At 52.1% G+C, this 16,493-nt stretch carries 21 protein-coding genes; 10 read left to right on the forward strand and 11 right to left on the reverse strand.

The window, feature by feature from the left end; translation table 11 throughout:
- Window positions 1–108: zinc ribbon domain-containing protein (locus KNO94_RS10655; RefSeq protein ID WP_214779179.1), on the forward strand; the 108-nt coding region annotated here is incomplete at its 5' end.
- A 117-nt stretch (window positions 109–225) separates the two neighbouring features.
- Here the strand turns inward: KNO94_RS10655 and KNO94_RS10660 are convergent.
- Window positions 226–942: a GntR family transcriptional regulator gene (locus tag KNO94_RS10660; RefSeq protein WP_214779522.1), complete on the reverse strand. Its 717-nt coding sequence runs from the start codon at window positions 940–942 to the stop codon at window positions 226–228.
- Between the two features lie 174 nt (window positions 943–1,116).
- Here KNO94_RS10660 and KNO94_RS10665 point away from each other — a divergent pair, with 174 nt between their 5' ends.
- From KNO94_RS10665 to KNO94_RS10685, 5 genes are read left to right on the forward strand one after another with little or no spacing between them, the layout of a single operon-like run.
- Window positions 1,117–2,436, forward strand: coding sequence for a 6-phospho-beta-glucosidase (locus KNO94_RS10665; RefSeq protein ID WP_214779524.1), 1,320 nt, complete (start codon window positions 1,117–1,119; stop codon window positions 2,434–2,436).
- Complete coding sequence (locus KNO94_RS10670; protein WP_214779526.1) at window positions 2,433–3,752, forward strand: PTS sugar transporter subunit IIC; 1,320 nt, start codon at window positions 2,433–2,435, stop codon at window positions 3,750–3,752. Before KNO94_RS10665 ends, KNO94_RS10670 begins: the two co-directional genes overlap by 4 nt.
- A 29-nt stretch (window positions 3,753–3,781) precedes the next feature.
- Window positions 3,782–4,081 (forward strand): PTS sugar transporter subunit IIA, encoded by a 300-nt coding sequence (locus KNO94_RS10675; protein WP_214779841.1) that lies wholly within the window; start codon window positions 3,782–3,784, stop codon window positions 4,079–4,081.
- Window positions 4,078–4,371: a PTS sugar transporter subunit IIB gene (locus KNO94_RS10680; protein WP_012727190.1), complete on the forward strand. Its 294-nt coding sequence runs from the start codon at window positions 4,078–4,080 to the stop codon at window positions 4,369–4,371. The genes KNO94_RS10675 and KNO94_RS10680 overlap by 4 nt, the downstream gene beginning before the upstream one ends.
- A complete protein-coding gene (locus KNO94_RS10685) occupies window positions 4,364–5,059 on the forward strand; it encodes a carbohydrate deacetylase (protein ID WP_214779528.1) in 696 nt (231 codons plus the stop codon). Before KNO94_RS10680 ends, KNO94_RS10685 begins: the two co-directional genes overlap by 8 nt.
- Before the next feature lie 35 nt (window positions 5,060–5,094).
- Here KNO94_RS10685 and KNO94_RS10690 read toward each other — a convergent pair whose 3' ends face one another.
- On the reverse strand, window positions 5,095–5,655 hold the full coding sequence (locus KNO94_RS10690; RefSeq protein ID WP_214779529.1) for an AAA family ATPase: 561 nt from the start codon (window positions 5,653–5,655) through the stop codon (window positions 5,095–5,097).
- 134 nt (window positions 5,656–5,789) lie between these two features.
- On the opposite strand from KNO94_RS10690, the gene KNO94_RS10695 reads away from it, so the two are divergent.
- Entirely contained in the window at window positions 5,790–6,938 is a 1,149-nt protein-coding gene (locus tag KNO94_RS10695) for a S1 family serine peptidase (RefSeq protein ID WP_214779531.1), read from the forward strand.
- A gap of 11 nt (window positions 6,939–6,949) precedes the next feature.
- Here KNO94_RS10695 and KNO94_RS10700 read toward each other — a convergent pair whose 3' ends face one another.
- Window positions 6,950–7,114 carry a hypothetical protein gene (locus tag KNO94_RS10700; RefSeq protein ID WP_168169867.1) on the reverse strand — a complete coding sequence of 55 codons (165 nt, stop codon included), beginning with the start codon at window positions 7,112–7,114 and terminating at the stop codon, window positions 6,950–6,952.
- 19 nt (window positions 7,115–7,133) lie between these two features.
- Window positions 7,134–7,358 (reverse strand): hypothetical protein, encoded by a 225-nt coding sequence (locus KNO94_RS10705; protein ID WP_078147532.1) that lies wholly within the window; start codon window positions 7,356–7,358, stop codon window positions 7,134–7,136.
- Between the two features lie 119 nt (window positions 7,359–7,477).
- On the opposite strand from KNO94_RS10705, the gene KNO94_RS10710 reads away from it, so the two are divergent.
- Together KNO94_RS10710 and KNO94_RS10715 are read left to right on the forward strand one after the other, a co-directional pair.
- Window positions 7,478–8,353: a hypothetical protein gene (locus KNO94_RS10710; protein ID WP_214779533.1), complete on the forward strand. Its 876-nt coding sequence runs from the start codon at window positions 7,478–7,480 to the stop codon at window positions 8,351–8,353.
- Between the two features lie 85 nt (window positions 8,354–8,438).
- Window positions 8,439–10,009 (forward strand): IS3 family transposase gene (locus KNO94_RS10715; RefSeq protein ID WP_214779535.1). Its coding sequence is split into 2 segments (ribosomal slippage): window positions 8,439–9,090 and window positions 9,090–10,009, totalling 1,572 coding nucleotides; the frame shifts between segments, so codons are not numbered across the junction.
- 66 nt (window positions 10,010–10,075) lie between these two features.
- Here KNO94_RS10715 and KNO94_RS10720 read toward each other — a convergent pair.
- From KNO94_RS10720 to KNO94_RS10750, 7 genes are all read right to left on the reverse strand, one after another.
- Window positions 10,076–10,825 (reverse strand): SDR family NAD(P)-dependent oxidoreductase, encoded by a 750-nt coding sequence (locus tag KNO94_RS10720; protein WP_078147538.1) that lies wholly within the window; start codon window positions 10,823–10,825, stop codon window positions 10,076–10,078.
- 112 nt (window positions 10,826–10,937) lie between these two features.
- The gene (locus tag KNO94_RS10725) at window positions 10,938–12,635 is read right to left on the reverse strand and encodes a methyl-accepting chemotaxis protein (RefSeq protein WP_214779537.1); all 1,698 of its coding nucleotides are present in this window, start codon (window positions 12,633–12,635) and stop codon (window positions 10,938–10,940) included.
- Between the two features lie 197 nt (window positions 12,636–12,832).
- Complete coding sequence (locus KNO94_RS10730) at window positions 12,833–14,677, reverse strand: methyl-accepting chemotaxis protein (RefSeq protein WP_214779539.1); 1,845 nt, start codon at window positions 14,675–14,677, stop codon at window positions 12,833–12,835.
- Window positions 14,678–14,801: 124 nt separating this feature from the next.
- Window positions 14,802–15,014 carry a DUF2922 domain-containing protein gene (locus KNO94_RS10735; RefSeq protein WP_214779541.1) on the reverse strand — a complete coding sequence of 71 codons (213 nt, stop codon included), beginning with the start codon at window positions 15,012–15,014 and terminating at the stop codon, window positions 14,802–14,804.
- Window positions 15,015–15,041: 27 nt separating this feature from the next.
- Window positions 15,042–15,254, reverse strand: a complete 213-nt coding sequence (locus KNO94_RS10740; RefSeq protein WP_214741962.1) for a hypothetical protein — start codon at window positions 15,252–15,254, stop codon at window positions 15,042–15,044.
- 27 nt (window positions 15,255–15,281) lie between these two features.
- Window positions 15,282–15,422, reverse strand: a complete 141-nt coding sequence (locus KNO94_RS10745) for a YvrJ family protein (RefSeq protein WP_012727209.1) — start codon at window positions 15,420–15,422, stop codon at window positions 15,282–15,284.
- 65 nt (window positions 15,423–15,487) lie between these two features.
- Window positions 15,488–15,697 (reverse strand): hypothetical protein, encoded by a 210-nt coding sequence (locus KNO94_RS10750; RefSeq protein WP_214779543.1) that lies wholly within the window; start codon window positions 15,695–15,697, stop codon window positions 15,488–15,490.
- 319 nt (window positions 15,698–16,016) lie between these two features.
- Between KNO94_RS10750 and KNO94_RS10755 the strand changes: the two genes are divergently transcribed.
- On the forward strand, window positions 16,017–16,460 hold the full coding sequence (locus KNO94_RS10755) for a MerR family transcriptional regulator (protein ID WP_214779545.1): 444 nt from the start codon (window positions 16,017–16,019) through the stop codon (window positions 16,458–16,460).
- Window positions 16,461–16,493: the final 33 nt, after the last annotated feature.

Below are 16,493 nucleotides of genomic sequence, written 5' to 3' on the forward strand. Positions count from 1 at the left end.
AAAGGTCAGAAGAAAGCGATGGACGTCCGTGAATGGACGTGTGCCTGTGGCGCGCATCATGACCGTGACATCAACGCGAGCATCAACCTGTTGATGTTGGCTGACTGACAACCATTCAGGGCAGGGACTGCCCGACGAGCTTGGTAAACAACTGTGGCTGGTAAAAGCACGGTCTTCCCAAGAAGCTCCCACTTCAATTTGCGAAGCAAATAAGTGGCGAGTAGGTCACTTATAATTCCGTTCGATGACGAAGCTCGTCTTGTCTCCGCGGAAGTAGGAGCGTGAGTATTCAATCGCTCGTCCCGACTCATCCTCTGTCACCGTCTCGATATGGAAGCACGGTGACCCGAGTGGACAGTTGAGGAGCGCACTCACCTTCTCATCAGCTAAGGCAATCTCTAGTGCCTCTGTCGTCTTGGCGACATGCACGTCGTGGACCTCCGCCAGTGTCCGGAAGAGCGAATGTTCCGCCTGTTCTTTCGTGATCCCCGGTGCGATCTGCCACGGGATGAACGAGACCTCATACTGCGTCGGTTCCCCGTCCGCATGACGGATTCGCTCAATCTTTTGAATCGGGGCATTGTCTTCCGCTTCAAATACCGAAGCGATTTGACCAGATGCCGAGATGACCGAGATGTCGATCAAGGCGACTTGCCCACGTTTCCCTTGAACGGCAAGCTGGGCCGCATAGTTGTTCGGCGTGTACGACAACGTCTGTTGGACTTTCTTCCCGGCGACGAACGTCCCACGGCCTTGTTGACGGACCAGATAGCCTTCCGTCGTCAACTGGTTAAGTGCGCCACGCACCGTCGTCCGGCTCACATCGAACTCCTCGCAAAGCGCGTATTCAGTCGGAAACTTTTCCCCTTCTTTATAGTGCCCACTTTTGATGCGGGACAGCAGTTCATCCTTGATTGCGGTTTGGAGCGTCGATTGCGACATATCTCCATCTCCTTTACGTTGGGTTGGTTCCTTTATTGTGATACAGCAAGCATACAAATGCAAATACAAAAAACAAATTGTATTATTTGTATTATTTATATTGCGGTCATTTGTATCATTTGTTATATTTGTTACGACAAAAAGAAATCGCTTTCAAAAGGAGGAGTTGGCACCATGGCAGTCAAGGTCGTCATCATCGGCGGTGGGTCGAGTTACACCCCGGAAATCATCGAAGGATTGATTGATCGACAGGCAACGTTCCCCGTTCGGGAGATTGTGCTCGTCGATATCGAAGAAGGGAGGGAGAAACTAGAGATCGTCGGTCGTCTCGCCAAGCGGATGATTGAGAAGGCAAACGCCGAGATCGCACTCAGATGGACGCTCGATCGAAGAGCCGCACTCGTCGGCGCAGATTTTGTATCCACACAGATTCGGGTCGGTGGACTCAAGGCACGTGCGCTCGATGAACGCATCCCGCTCAAGCATGGCTTCATCGGGCAAGAGACGAACGGCGCAGGCGGATTATTCAAAGCATTCCGTACCATCCCCGTCTTGATCGACTTGGCAAACGAAGTCGCCGAGGTTTGTCCGGACGCCTGGCTCGTCAATTTCACCAATCCGGCGGGCATCGTCACCGAGGCCGTACTCAAGCACTCATCTCATAAGAAGGTCATCGGTGTCTGCAACATCCCGTTCAACATGCGAAACTCGGTCGCTGAGATCCTCGAGACGCCTGTCGAACGAGTCGCGATTGAATTTATCGGATTGAACCACTTCGTCTTCGGCCGTCACGTATGGGTCGACGGCGTGGACCGGACGAGTGACGTCCTCGCCTCGCTCAACGCAGGCAACGACTACTCGCCGGCGAACATCGTCGGGCTCGGTTGGAGCGAATCGTTCCTATCGTCACTCGGCATGTTACCGAACCCGTATCACCAGTACTATTTCCAGACGAAAAATGTGTTGAAGAAAGACCTCGAGGCGTACGAACAAAACGGCACCCGTGCCGAAGTCGTGCAAGAAGTCGAGGCCCAGTTGTTCGAGAAATACAAAGACGTCGATCTCGCCGTCAAACCAGAAGAGCTTGAAAAACGTGGAGGCGCCTACTATTCAGACGCAGCCTGCAATTTGATGGACTCGATTCACAACGACCGCGGTGACATCCAGACGGTCAACACGCTCAATAACGGCACGATTCGAGATTTACCAGACGACGCGGTCATCGAAGTGAACGCCGTCATCACGAAGTCCGGTCCTCGCCCCATCTCCATCGGCGCGTTGCCGCTCCCGATCCGTGGACTCATCACGAACTTAAAAACGTTCGAACAGCTCGCCATCCAAGCGGCTGTATCCGGTTCTTACGAGGACGCCTATCTTGCCTGCCTCATGAACCCGCTCATCCAAGACGAGAAACGGATCGACCCGCTTCTCAAAGAGCTGTTCACAGCACACGAGGCGTACTTACCCCAATTTAAGAAGGAGGTTTACTCATGAACAAGTTTATTGAAATCGCGGGACGCATCGGGTCCCAAAGGCACTTAGTCGCCATCCGTGACGGATTCGTTTCCGTCATGCCACTCATCATCGTCGGGTCGCTCGCGGTCCTCATCAACAACTTCCCAGCCGTCAATATCGGTGGTCTCTCACTCGACTTCGTCGGTTCGATGAACAACCTGTTCGGTGAAGGAAACTGGCAAGGACTCGGTGGTAGCATTTGGACCGCATCCTTCGCGATACTCGGGCTCCTGATCGCCTTCTCGATCGGGTATAACTTGGCCCGTTCATACGGGATTGACGGGCTCGCGGCGGGGATCTTGTCGCTCGCCTCATACATCATGCTCGTACCGGTCACTGAAGACTGGGGTCTCAACTTCGCATGGCTCGGCGCACAAGGACTCTTCGTCGCCATCATCGTGTCGATTGCCGTCACAGAAATGTTCCGCTACCTCATCAATACGAAATTGACGATCAAGATGCCAGAAGGTGTACCGGGTGGGGTCACCCGTTCATTCCAAGCGCTCATCCCATCGATGATCATCTTGACGGTCGTCGCAGGATTCCAGCTCTTCATGACGCTCGTCGTCGAACTCAGTGTATTTGAAGTCATCTTCAAAGCGATTCAAGAACCGCTCCAAGGATTTGGTGACTCACTCCCGGCCGCCTTACTGATCGCCTTCTTGAACCACATCCTTTGGTTCTTCGGGCTTCACGGGACGAACATCATCGGCTCGGTCATCGAACCGGTCTATCTCCCGCTCATCGAGCAAAACTTGGCTGCCTTCCAAGCCGGAACGTCAGCGTTTGATGTCCCGTACACAGTCACAAAACCGTTCTTGGATGCGTTCGTCTTCATGGGTGGATCGGGTACGACGTTCGCGCTCCTGCTCGCCATCTTCATCGTCGTCCGCAAACAACGGAATCACCCGTATCACCAAGTCGCCAAACTGTCGACGCCAGCTGGACTCTTCAACATCAACGAACCGGTAATCTTCGGTCTTCCGATCGTATTGAACCCGATCATGCTCGTACCGTTCATTTTAGTGCCGGTCACGCTCACAATCATCTCGTACGTCGCGCTCTCGACAAGCATGGTTCCGAAGACGGTCGCCATCGTCCCTTGGACAACGCCACCGATCATTAGCGGCTACTTGGTCACAGGCGGTAGCGTCCGCGGCGTCTTGCTCCAAATCGTCAACTTGTCGATTGCCACAGCGATGTATATCCCATTTGTCATGGCAGGAGCGAAGGCGATGACAGCCGAAATCAATAAAAACAAAGCTGCGACTGAGGAAGGAGAAAAGATTTCGTGAAAACCGAAACCATCCAAGAACTCTCGTTTATGATTATCTTACATGCCGGAAATGCACGCTCCTCCGCATTCGAGGCCATCGCTGCCGCGAAACGCGGTGAAGCGAACGAAGCGGCGGCAAAGTTGAAAGAAGCCGATGCGGCCTTCTTGGACGCGCACAAACTACAAACGGAGCTGTTACAAGAAGAGGCACGGGGGACGACGAGCGACATGAGCGTCCTCCTCGTCCACGCGCAAGACCACCTCATGACGGCGATGACCGTGAAAGAGCTCGCCGTCGAAATGATTGACATGATCACCCGTTTGAATCGATTGGAGGAAACGACATGAACATCTTACTCGTCTGCTCGGCAGGAATGTCGACATCAATCTTAGTGGAAAAAATGCGGAAAGAAGCTGCTGCACGCGGACTCGACGCATCCATTGACGCGATTCCAGAGTCGCGCTTGAAAGAACAGTCGAACGTCGACGTCATCTTGATCGGACCCCAAGTCCGCTACCTCGAAGGCAAAATCAAGTCGTCCGTCGACGTACCGGTCGCAGTCATCGACAACATGGCGTACGGGATGATGAAAGGTGACCTGGTCCTTGACCAGGCACTCGGTCTCGTCAATGCCTAACACGTTCGTCTTGGTCAACGCGGATGACTTCGGCTTGACGTCAGGTGTGAACGCCGGCACACTCGACAGTCACGTGAATGGAATCGTCAATTCGGCGACGATGATCATGAACGGGTATGCCGTCGAGGAAGCGGTCCGACTCGCGAAACAACATCCGTCGCTCCGCGTCGGGGTCCATCTCGTCTTATCTTGGGGCAAACCGCTCGCCGATACGAGCGCCCCTCTCACGAAAGCAGACGGCACGTTCCGCTACACGAGCCGTTTCTTGACTGAAGACTCGCCTGACCCGGAGCTCGTCTATCTGGAGTGGAGAGCCCAAATCGAGGCGTTCCTTGCGACCGGACTTCCGCTCGACCATCTCGACAGCCACCATCACATTCACGGTTGGCCGGTTCTGCACGACGTCATCATTCGTCTCGCTGAAGAATACGACACGACGTTTCGGGCCTTAACGACGCTCGGGTCACGCCGAGACTTGTGGGTGACCGAACGGTTCAGTGATCAGTTCTACGCGGATGGCGTCTCCCATGCGACGCTCGACGCCATCGAACCAGGTGGATCCATCGAAGTGATGGTCCATCCGGCTGACCTCGATGATCGTCTTCCGAGCGTCACGTCTTACCTCGAGCCACGCCTCCTCGAAAAACAGGTGTTAATCGACTATGAACGCCCCAACTGGTGGGCATGACAAAAGCGGGTTCCCTTTCACGGGGACCCGCTTTTTCATAGGTCGAACGCTTGTTGAATCTGTGCCGCCGTCTCTTCCGGACTTAAGTTCGTGTTATCGATCCGAAGATAATGCTCGACGTCTAATTCCCCCGGACGTGAGTTCAATCGATACATCGTCGCCGTCTGCTTCAGTTCTGCCTCGGACCAAGCGATGTCACGCTTCGACGGTTTATGGGTAAGACGGTTCTCCGTCGTATTGCGCGCGAGGCGCTCCTCCATCTCGGCCTCGAGCTCGACGTAATAGATGTCCGCCCCGTGTGACTCGAACAAGTCCGTCACCTTCTTCACGTAATCCCAGTCCTCCTGCATGTCAAACGCCCAGACGAACGTGAAAATCATGCCGGGTAAATCACTCTTGGCGACCGCCTCGAACAGTTCTTGACGAAAGTGTTGGACGAGTCGCTTCCCTTCCGGCGTCCCGTAATTGAAGAACGGTCCGACGAGGTCGATCGTCATATGGTTATGGAATAATTTCAGCCCGGTTTTGTCGGCGAGCGCCTGCCCGACCGTCATCTTGCCGACGGCTTGCGGACCAAATAAGATGATGAATTTCATTGGATTTCCCCCTATATCTTTTGAAGATTTTATCATGTGACGTATAATGTGTGACCCCTCCAAAATATTTGTTTACCTCTTTCCAAATGAAGGAATAAGCATAGCATCGAACTTTATAGAAAGAAGGTGCCCCTGTGACTTGTCCCCACTGCGGAAAGAAGACACGATCGAAAACGATCTGTCCGACGTGTGGCCGCCGCTCACGTCGCACGATTTGGTTATTTGCCGTCCCATTCGCTATCGCACTCATTGCCTTTGTCACCTTCATTGGAAACGCCTATTTCACGGACATGCTACGTTCGACCGACTCGCTCGCCGATCAGGTCAACTTGCCGATTGGGGAAGATACGGTCTCCGCTGACGAAGCGACACCGGTCGATTTCGCCGCACTACAAGATAGCCTCTTCACCGTCAGTTACGGGACGGGATTTTTGGTGAGTTCACGCGATGTCGTCACAGCCGCCTCGAATGTGGCTGGATTGACGAATATCATCATGTACCATGAAGGGCAGGCCGTATCGGGCACCGTCGTCGGTCGGACGAATCTCATTGCTGTCATTCGAATCGAAGAGACGGAGAATACACCATACACCCTCACGCAAGCGATTGCAGCAGAGGATGAGACGTTGATCACATTGACGATGCAAGAACGCATCAACGGGACGGTCACCTTCGCCGAGAACGGCTATAGCCGAAACTTTAAATTACCTCGTCATGCGTATGGCAGTCCACTCCTTTCAGCATCCGGTCGAGTCGTCGCCATCCATTTGCGTGGAATCGCCTTACCGACTGCACTATTTGAACAAGACATCCGGACGTTCATCGCAAAAGATGCACCGGCACCGCCACCTATCGAACTCGCACCGGTCGAACCGATCAAACCAGATTTGACCGAAGAACCGGTCGTCGTTCCGGAAGCACCCCCTATTCTTGAGGCGCAACCTGAAATCCCACCGGCCACTGAACCGGAGGCACCGGTCGAGGAAGAAGTCGAAGAGGAGGTTGTGGAAGAGCCCGAACCGACGACACCGGAAGTGACGCCAGAAGAGCCTGCGGAACCGCCGAGCGAACCAGAGGAACCGACGGACCCACCGGAAACGGAAGAGCCGATTGAAGACGATCCCCCGGTGACGGAGCCGGAGGAACCGACCGAACCGGAAGAGCCAACGGAGCCAGAAGAACCGACGACACTCGAACCAGACGGGGATGAGGACTCCATCGTCGAAGACGATCCAGAAGAACCGATTGAAGAGGAAAACGACACGAGCACCCCATCCGAATGATGGAGTGCTCGTTATTCGTCACGTGTGAAGCGTCGTTGGAGATTGCCGAGTACCGCTCCTAATACCAGAAGCAGAATCGACAGCGCCCAGAACGGGAGCGCATCTTGCAACAACCAGACGACGAGGGCACTGAAGCCGACGACGGCTCCGAGCCATAGAAAGTTCCGTTGTCCCATGTCATTCACCTCGTCCTCATCATAACACAACGATTCGATATGCCGTTGTTTGTGGCGGCAAGGAGCGTGTCAATCGTTCATCATGCTCGACTCGAACCTGTTGCCCGACGAGAAGCGGTGTCTCGTCCAAAAGAGGTCTCGCTACATGAAACACGATGCCATCAAACGGTTCCGCTTCCCGCGTCGGCGTGACGCGGATTTTTTCCTCCATCACCTCTGCGACATATCCAGTGAACGTCGCCATGTCTTCCCCCTCCTTTCCAGTCCTACCTTTCCATTTCCCGTTTTTACAAAAGATGCTACTCGCCTGTTACAAGAACAAGTATAATAGAGCGACACCAGTACTTGTGAGGAGGACACCCTATGACACAAACGATCGATTTACACACCCCAGAGTTCCAGCGCACGTTCCTTGAGATGATGCTCCTCGCAGAATTAACAGAAGCTTATAACGCTGAAGCCATCAATGACATGGCAACACGTGGCGAGACCGCATTCCCGGATGACCCATTCTTCCCGGCGATGCGCGCTTATCCATACATTCGAGAAGGTGACACTGATTCGGCCAAACCGTGGCTCGACAAAGCGAGCGCGCTCGGCGATCACTACATTCTTCATATGTTGAAAGGGTTCGTCAGTGAAGACACCGGGTTCACGTTCGAAGCGGAACAACACTTTCTCCGTGGCGTCGAACGCTATCCGGACGTCCCGATCATGCATCGCGCCCTTGCCGTCCACTACTTCGACCGCAAGTTCCATGGCGAGGCCGGTCTTCATATCATGAACTATGTCCGTCTAGCCGGATTCGGCCCGGACACCGTCCCAATGTTGCTCGAATTTTTCCAAGTGTATGACGACATTCCGCTCGATATGGTCGATGAACTGATGAAGACTTCGAGCGGTTACTTAGCATTAAATCCGCATGACCCGCATGCCCATTCCTTATACGCGTCTATGTGTAGCCATCGTTTCGCTGCACTGACGGCCGAGTTGAAGGACGATGACCCGCTTACCGACGAGATGATTTGGATGCTCCTAGAAGTCGAGAATCACGGGATGTGGAGTGCGACTTATGACCGCAGTGAAGAGCGGATGTTCCGTCACATGTTCGCGGAATACGTCGACAACGTCATTCTTCCGAACACGTCGCAGCTCTATGTGTGGCGCCTTCGGTTGCGTTACTGGACACGTCGCCTGACACACCGCTTCACGGGTGGTTACTCTGTACCGACGTCATGAAAAAACATCACGCCAGCGTGATATGCTCCCCAATAGGTAGACAGATGAAATAAAAAATCTGTTTATCTATTGGGGAGTGTTTTTTATGGCGAGAAGTCGGCATACGATCGAACAAAAATTGAGTGCGCTGCGCATGATGGAAGAAGAAACATATACTTGGAAGGAAATCATGGGGGCTCATGGCGTCTCTAGGCACACCCTCCAGGTGTGGAAAGTGAAATTCGATACCGGTGGGATCGATGCGTTGAAGGAATCGAAGGCATGGAAATCTTACACTAAGGAACTGAAAATCGCGGCCGTCCGCGACTATCTCGATGGGTTCACTAGAATGGAGGTACTCTCCAAGTATCAGATCAGTAATTGGTCTGTTCTTCGTAAATGGATTAAGAAGTATACTAGTCATAGCGAGTTAACAGATTCGAGAAAAGGAATGGATCGAGCTATGACAAAAGGAAGAAAAACTACATTCGAAGAGCGCCTTGAGATCGTGAAGTATTGTTTGGAGAATGGACGCAACTACCAGCAGACCGCGGAACAATTTCAGGTGTCCTATGCCCAGGTCTATGGCTGGATCAAAAAGTATGACACGGGCGGGGCAGAGGCGCTCGTGGACCGCCGTGGGCGTACGAAGCCAGAGGACGAACTAAGCGAAGAAGAGAAGCTTAAGCGCCGTATCCAGCAAATGGAGCTTGAGAACGAACTTCTTCGTGCGGACATCTTGTTTCTAAAAAAGTTGGAGGAGATCGAGAGGAAGTCGTGATCAGCCAGGTACGGCTACAGCAACGATATATCGCCATCAAAGAATTGAACGAAGAGGAGGCCCTTTCGATCGTGCTCCTCTGTCGAGTCGCCGACATCTCACGGGCGGCCTATTACAAATGGTTGAATCGTACCATACCGGTGCGTCAAGAAGAGAACGAGAAGCTTCTGGAGGACATTCGTCTACTCTATGACCAGGCGAACGGCACATACGGGTACCGTCGGATCACGATGACCATCAATCGGCTGCGCCGGCAACAGAGCCTGTCCCCGTTCAATGAAAAGCGGATCTATCGCTTGATGCATATCCATGGGATCCAATCGATCATCCGCCGGAAGCGGAAGAGACATAAGAAATCAACGCCACAACATGTGGCCGAGAACCTGATGAACCGAGAATTCAGTGCATCCCGGCCAGACGAGAAATGGTGCACCGACGTCACCGAGTTCAAATACGGCGCCGGGAAGAAGGCCTACCTGAGCGCGATCATCGACCTGTATGACGGCTCAATCGTCGCCTATCGCATCGGGAGGTCCAACAACAACGGGCTCGTGTTCCATACGATGATGCCAGCCATCGCGGGGCTCCGTACAGGAACACGTCCGATGATCCATAGCAACCAAGGGTTCCAATATACCTCGAGAGGGTTCAAACGGATGGTAGAAGATGCGGGAATGACCCGAAGCATGTCCCGGGTCGGACGTTGCATCGACAACGCCCCGATCGAGAGTTTTTGGGGCACCTTGAAAGTGGAGATGTACTACTTGCGTGAGTTCCAGGCCTATAGCGAACTCACATCGGCCATCGAGAACTACATATCGTTCTACAACCACGATCGTCTCCAGAAACGACTGAACGGCTTGAGCCCTGTCGAATACAGGTCTCAAGCCGTTTAGGCTGGTTTTCATTATTTACCCTGTCTACTTGACGGGGAGCAGTTCAGCGCGGCGTGATGTTTTTGTTTATCCGGCATACGGTTTAATCGGTCCGCGCAGGCTGAACGAGTAGTCCTCCGGATCGACAATCCCGACGACTTCGTCGCCTTCAAGTAACTCCCATAGGAATTCTGCCATCTCGCGCGCCGTGTGATACTTTGCGACGTTCTCGCTATAGTCGAACCCTTCCGTATCGCGAGCCCGGTCGGCGAAACTCGTTTCGGTTGCAGCCGGTGCGAGTACTTTCGCCCGAAGCTTGGCATCACTCTGCTTCAACTCTTGCGCGAGCCCTTCCGTATACGCACTCACGAAGAACTTCGTCGCACAATACGTGACCGAGTTCGGGACGATCCGATAGCCCCCGACAGACGACACGTTCAACAGTTGCGCCCCTTCGACGTCATGATAATCTCGGACGTATAGACTCGATAAGACGGTGAGCGCTTCGATATTCAGACGAATCATGTTCTCGATTTTACCGAGGTCGACATCTTTGATGAGATCCGCATCCCCGAATCCGGCGTTGTTGATCCACGTTTCGATATCGAGGTCCGCGAGCGATTCATAGAGACCATACACGTTTTCGCTATATGATAGGTCGGTCGATTTGATGATGACATCACTATCTGGCGAGATGGATTTGATCTCATCACGTAGCGACTCAAGCTCTTCTTTCCGTCTTGCGACGAGCACAAGCGACTTGCCTTTTTCGGCGAGTAGCTTCGCTGTCTCATAGCCGATTCCTGAACTAGCTCCTGTAATGACCGTATACTTCATATAATCCACTCCTTTTTGTCGTTTACCTTGTTGTTGATTCCCCACTTTCTTCATCGCGAATCGTTCCGATGTGAATGAAAAGCCCTGACTCCAGGGAGACAGGGCTTTCAACTTATGTCGTGAATCGACCAATCAGTGTCTGCAGGTCACTCGTCATATTGCCGAGTGATTCAGCGACCCCGTTCAATTCTTGGATCATCGCGAGTTGGGCGTCAGCCGTCTCACCGACCGTACGCATTGTGTCGGCCATCCCTTCACTGTCTTGTGACATTTGTTGAGAGGACGTTGCGACTTGTTTCGTCGTCTCCGCAATCTCATGCGATGCGATGCGGATATGTGACGTGTTGTCGACTGATGTCTCGAGCTGACTGACAATCTGTTCGAACGCACGTGTCGCTCGTTCGAGCAACAACGTGTTCGTCTCGACGCGTTTCGCACTGACGACGTGCTGGTCGAGAACGGCGTTTGACTGTGCCTGAATCGACTCGATCAATCCGGCGATTTGTGTCGCCGACTGTTTCGACTGCTCGGCCAGCTTACGTACTTCCTCTGCGACGACGGCGAACCCTTTTCCTTGTTCACCGGCACGTGCCGCTTCGATGGCCGCGTTCAATGCCAATAAGTTCGTCTGGTCGGTAATGGATTGGATGACCTCGGTGATGAGGGCGATCTCGTCAGACTGTTGTTTCAGTGCCGAAATCGATTCTCCCGTCCGACGTGTCTCCCGCTCGAGTGCGAGCACCTCATCTTTCGCCTGAACCATCGTCGCACCACCTTCTTCGGCGAGCTTCAAACTTTGTGACACGTCATCGTCAATCGAGCCGATGGACCCGGCAATTTTGCCGATGCCTTCATCTGCTGCTGCGACCGCTTGCGACGTTCCCGTCGCTTCTTTCGCCTGCGCAATCGTTTCGTCCACGATTCGGTCGATGAGACGTGTCGTTTCCTCCGTCTGTGACGCCATCTCTTCCGTGCTCGCATACAGTTCTTCCGATTGTGCTGTGATTTCCTGTGCGTTTTGGGTGACGCGGTCAATCAGTTCACGCAAGTTGCCTTTCATGCGGTTGAAGCCGGTCATCAATTGTCCGATTTCATCTTGTGTGCGCGCTTGAAGGTCCTCACGTGTCAAATCACCTTCCGCCACCACGTCCACTTCTTTTGCTAAGAAACGGAGCGGTGCCGTCACCATATGGCTGATGGCATATCCGGCGCCCATGGTCAGGATAAAACTGACGATGGCGATGACGACCGAGTACCAGAAGGCACGCTGACTCGCTTCTTGGAGATCCGTTTGCATCGAAAGCATCTTCTCTTCCGTTTCGGCCTGCAATGCTTCACCGGTCGATGAAATCGACTTTGTCACGTCCGGCATGAGACGGAGCGTCAAACGATCGATTGCTTCTTGATCTTTTGAGTCAATCGCCGTGATGGCTTGTGTCGCCAACTCGTCATAGCCAGTCGCATATTCGAGTAACGCTTCAAATTCTTTTCGTTCGGACTCGTTGTCCGCGAGTTCAATCAACGATTCGATGGCGGCTTTCTTTTCTTCCCCACCCTGGGTGATTTGTTGTTTCCGTTCATCGTCTTGTACCAGCACATACCCACGTACACCGTACGCCTGACGCACCATCCCGAGCGCCAAGTCGTCCGCCGCTTTCATTTTCATGACATCGTTTGAAATCATGTGCTCATACTGACTTGTCATCCGATCGAGCGTCCACAGATTATAGGCCATCCCGACCAATGTCAGAACCAAGATCAAGCCGACACTTGCCATGATTTTTTTTGATAACGTCCATGTGTTCCACATCTTTTTCACGTACTACGAGGAGACCTCTCCTCTTCCACCTCTTTTTCTATCTGCTTTTATTTACTGCCATTTTTATATCGGATGGTACAGCCTAATTTGTACCAACAATTTGAAATTCATTTACGTATTGACCTATCTTTTTATTTTTCGTGGGAGAAACAAAAAGAACCAGACATCTGCCTGGTTCTGAGACTTGCTTATAGCTTGAATTGCGCCACGCGATTCGAGAGTTCGGTCGCCCGTTTTTCCGTTTCGCCCATCTTCGCCTGAACGTCGTTGAAGCGCTCGACTGACAACTGGACTTTCTCTGAGATGGACTGCGTACCGTCCGCGCCTTCTGTCACGGTCGTCGCCACTTCCTGGATGACCCCAAGAATGTTGTCCGTCATATGGCGAAGCTGAAGCGCATTGCCTTCGAACGTCTTCGCCGTCTCACCGAATACTGTCGCATCCTGTTCGTATTGCGTCGCAGATTCTTCAAGCCGATCGTAGTCGGCCATGACTTTCGTATTGAGGAATGTCAACATGTCTTCTGAGCTCGCATTGAGTCGTTCGACCGAATCGATGACCGTGTTCGACACGTCACGAATCTCGTTGACCGTCTGACGTGAGTTTTCTGCCAGTTTGCGAATCTCGGATGCGACGACCGCGAATCCGCGACCCGCTTCCCCTGCCCGTGCCGCTTCAATCGATGCGTTCAAGGCGAGCAAGTTCGTCTGGTCGGCAATCGCTAGAATCGCCGTCGTCAAGACGCGAATCTCTTCGACCGACTGTGCTCCTTTGATGGCTTCCGCGAGTTCGACTTGTTTCTTCTCGATAATTGTCACTGCTTCCGTCTTCGAGACGACGGCTTGTTCACGCATTTGGTGAGCCCGCGTCTCGACACGATTCGCTGTTTCGGCACTTTCATTAGATAAGTCGACGATTGAATCGATCGAACTACCCATTTCTGTCGTCGAGGCACTCATTTCTTGCGATGAAGCTGCCGTCTCTTCCATACCAGCCGTCAATTCTTCGACCGTACCCGACGTCTCTTCCATATAGTGACTGAGTCGTGTCACTTCAGCGGATACGTCTTTTGAAGACGAGAGGACGACTTTCGCCGTCTCATCGACATCGATCATGATTTCGCGAAGTGTACCGAGGAACGTGTTGAACGAACGACTGACTTGCGCGATTTCATCGTTTGACGTGACGGGAATCGTCATCGTCAAATCCCCGCCTTGTGTCGCAAGTTCATCAAAGCGTGTCTGCAACGTTTGCATCGGGCGGATGATTGAACGTAACAAACTGAACCCTAAGAATAAGAGAATCGCCACAGCACCGACCGTCACGGCGATCAACGCCATGAGAGACTGCATGAATTTACGCTCCATGTCTTTCCCGACGCGCTGTGACCCTTCTGAGTTGTAATCGACGAGGTCCGCTAATTTTTGGGTAAAGTTATCATATGTCGACTGCGACTGCGCATCATAGTATGAACGTGCCATACCCGTGTTGCCTGTCGAGCTGAACGTCAACATGTTGTCCGAGACACGCTGATACATTTCCCATTGACGCGAGAAGTTTGTAAAGAGTTCCTTGTCTTCCGCGTTTACGGCCCGTGCTTCGTACTTCGGTGCGATCGTATTGATTTTATCCCGAATCTCTTTCATCTGCGCCGTGAGCTCTTCCTTCTTCGCCGCATCCTCCGAGACGATATGGTCGAGCTCGAGCGTGCGATAGTTCGCAGCGAGCGTATTGAGTTCGTGGGCGTAATCGAGCCCTTTGTTCCAGTTGTTGACGATATCGTCCGCTTGACGGTTCGCATCACTCATTGAAAATAACGCGTAACCGCCGACGCCAATGACCATGACGAGTGAGATGAGGACGAGTCCCCACAGTTTTTGACGAATCGTCAAATTCTTCCCGACATTCGTTCCGAAAGATGTCGTGCGTTCACGCTTCTCTCCGCGCTTCCACTTGAGTGTCGGTTTCCACGTCCATGTCGGTTTTCGTTTGATTCGGCTCAGTGCCTTTGACCATGTTGATTTCCATGCCATCTATGTATTCCCCTCTCAATCATGCAGTGTTTCCTATACTATCGACAATTTTCAGAAAATAATGAAGGGGATTGACCAAACTTAAAAAAGGCGACTCAAACTGCAAGAGTCGCCTTTCAATCGATTACTTCTCACTCAGTACGGTCTGCGTACCTTCAATCATCTTGATTTCGGTCCACCCCATCACGTTCTTCGCGAGTGGGTCGTTGGCGACGATGAAGTCGGCGAGCGCTTCTACTTTCTGAGCGTCGACCGGCTGTTTCACGTTGTTCAAGCGGAAGCGTACCACTTTATGGAATGTATCTAAAAATGAGATTTCAAGTTTTGTGTCAGTCATGGATGATTCTCCTCCTTAGGGTGTGGGTTAGACTAAATCGTATTCACGGATGATGCCGAGGTCCGCGTCCTCTTGAATGACGAGGTCAATCATGAGGCGGCCGAATGCATCGACCGTTTCTGCTGTCAGATCCGCACGAATCGGACCGAATCGTTGTGCTTTTTTCGTCGGTTTTGCCGTTTGTAGGTCATGGTGTGTCGTCAAGACGAGCGTTGCTTTCTTTTCAGTTAAGACAGCCATAGGGGGATGGCTCCTTTCGATAGGGGATTAGGTTTCTGATACGGTCGAGGTATCCATTCGCTCGAGCAATTGAATCATGCGATCGAGCTTCGTCTCAATCCGATGCAGTAAATAGAGCGAGACGACGATGGGGAACCCGAGATTTGAGATGAGCTCGGGCCAACTCATGTGACCACCTGCTCATCGTGCCGGGGATCGGCGGGACGAGTAAGGTTGTTCATAAGTCCTCCCTGTTAATACACTAGAAATTCCTGCGCCACGATGTAGGTAACGGATTCGACATCCAAGAGTGCCGTCATCAGGTCACCGAACTGTTTCATCCGTGCCTCATCCATTTGACCTCCAAGCGGTCCGTAGCGAACGAGTTGCTTTTTCTCTTTGCCGTCGACTTGTCGCCGGGTGTCCAAATAAAACATCGTCGCCGCTTCTCGATATGCTGCCATCTGTCTCACCTCCTTCGCCCTTATTAACCGCTTTCACGATGAAAGTGCTCATTCTATTTTTCTATAATAATGAGTGACGATAGTCCTAAATCGTCTGAATTTTTATTCATTTTTCAAATATTGACTGCTTCTATTGAGTTTTCATACCAATTAGGGTATCTTAATGTTCGGCAGACAACGTTCAAAAATACGTCAAAAGTCCCACGAATCATTTCCCCTCTTTGAAAAAACTGTCAGTTAAATTCTTGTAAATGGGGTACGATACGTAGGAGGGCATTTTTGAAATGACCAGTCAGTCTTGAAGAAGGAGATCTATCATATGAACAGCCTAGATATTGCAAGTATCACTTCTATTCCTTCCGCTCAACACGACTTCGACCAAGCCGACCTGACGTTTTCAGCGACCGAGTGGGATACATACCGACCGGAGCAAGGAAAACCAATTTCGTATAAAGAACAACATTTGATTGTTTATCCGCTCAAGGAATTGAGCCGCGCCTTTAGTGTGGCTGGCATTCCACGCAGCCAACAGCAGTTGATCAAATGGGAGACAGATGGCGTCTTGCCACCGACCCCGTTCACGTTCGGCCGAAAGCGATTCTATACGGAAAATCAGATTCGTACCATCGTCGACATCGCATTAGAATGCGGATTGCGCCCACGGACACACGTCAAAAAGACGAACTTCTCTGAATTGGCGCACCATGAATTAACGTACATACTTCAACTGGAACTAAAAGCGAATGAAGCACCTGTCGTCTGAACAGGCAAAAGCCATCCGTCATGAAAACTCATG

Source organism: Exiguobacterium sp. s22 (assembly GCF_018617455.1).
In the GTDB taxonomy this organism is placed as follows: domain Bacteria; phylum Bacillota; class Bacilli; order Exiguobacteriales; family Exiguobacteriaceae; genus Exiguobacterium.

Bases quoted from the DNA above. Each gene is read 5' to 3' on its own strand.
- KNO94_RS10660 (WP_214779522.1), bottom strand. From the start codon at position 942: ATGTCGCAATCGACGCTCCAAACCGCAATCAAGGATGAACTGCTGTCC.
- KNO94_RS10665 (WP_214779524.1), top strand. From the start codon at position 1,117: ATGGCAGTCAAGGTCGTCATCATCGGCGGTGGGTCGAGTTACACCCCG.
- KNO94_RS10670 (WP_214779526.1), top strand. From the start codon at position 2,433: ATGAACAAGTTTATTGAAATCGCGGGACGCATCGGGTCCCAAAGGCAC.
- KNO94_RS10675 (WP_214779841.1), top strand. From the start codon at position 3,782: ATGATTATCTTACATGCCGGAAATGCACGCTCCTCCGCATTCGAGGCC.
- KNO94_RS10680 (WP_012727190.1), top strand. From the start codon at position 4,078: ATGAACATCTTACTCGTCTGCTCGGCAGGAATGTCGACATCAATCTTA.
- KNO94_RS10685 (WP_214779528.1), top strand. From the start codon at position 4,364: ATGCCTAACACGTTCGTCTTGGTCAACGCGGATGACTTCGGCTTGACG.
- KNO94_RS10690 (WP_214779529.1), bottom strand. From the start codon at position 5,655: ATGAAATTCATCATCTTATTTGGTCCGCAAGCCGTCGGCAAGATGACG.
- KNO94_RS10700 (WP_168169867.1), bottom strand. From the start codon at position 7,114: ATGGGACAACGGAACTTTCTATGGCTCGGAGCCGTCGTCGGCTTCAGT.
- KNO94_RS10705 (WP_078147532.1), bottom strand. From the start codon at position 7,358: ATGGCGACGTTCACTGGATATGTCGCAGAGGTGATGGAGGAAAAAATC.
- KNO94_RS10710 (WP_214779533.1), top strand. From the start codon at position 7,478: ATGACACAAACGATCGATTTACACACCCCAGAGTTCCAGCGCACGTTC.
- KNO94_RS10720 (WP_078147538.1), bottom strand. From the start codon at position 10,825: ATGAAGTATACGGTCATTACAGGAGCTAGTTCAGGAATCGGCTATGAG.
- KNO94_RS10725 (WP_214779537.1), bottom strand. From the start codon at position 12,635: ATGTGGAACACATGGACGTTATCAAAAAAAATCATGGCAAGTGTCGGC.
- KNO94_RS10730 (WP_214779539.1), bottom strand. From the start codon at position 14,677: ATGGCATGGAAATCAACATGGTCAAAGGCACTGAGCCGAATCAAACGA.
- KNO94_RS10735 (WP_214779541.1), bottom strand. From the start codon at position 15,014: ATGACTGACACAAAACTTGAAATCTCATTTTTAGATACATTCCATAAA.
- KNO94_RS10740 (WP_214741962.1), bottom strand. From the start codon at position 15,254: ATGGCTGTCTTAACTGAAAAGAAAGCAACGCTCGTCTTGACGACACAC.
- KNO94_RS10745 (WP_012727209.1), bottom strand. From the start codon at position 15,422: ATGAGTTGGCCCGAGCTCATCTCAAATCTCGGGTTCCCCATCGTCGTC.
- KNO94_RS10750 (WP_214779543.1), bottom strand. From the start codon at position 15,697: ATGGCAGCATATCGAGAAGCGGCGACGATGTTTTATTTGGACACCCGG.
- KNO94_RS10755 (WP_214779545.1), top strand. From the start codon at position 16,017: ATGAACAGCCTAGATATTGCAAGTATCACTTCTATTCCTTCCGCTCAA.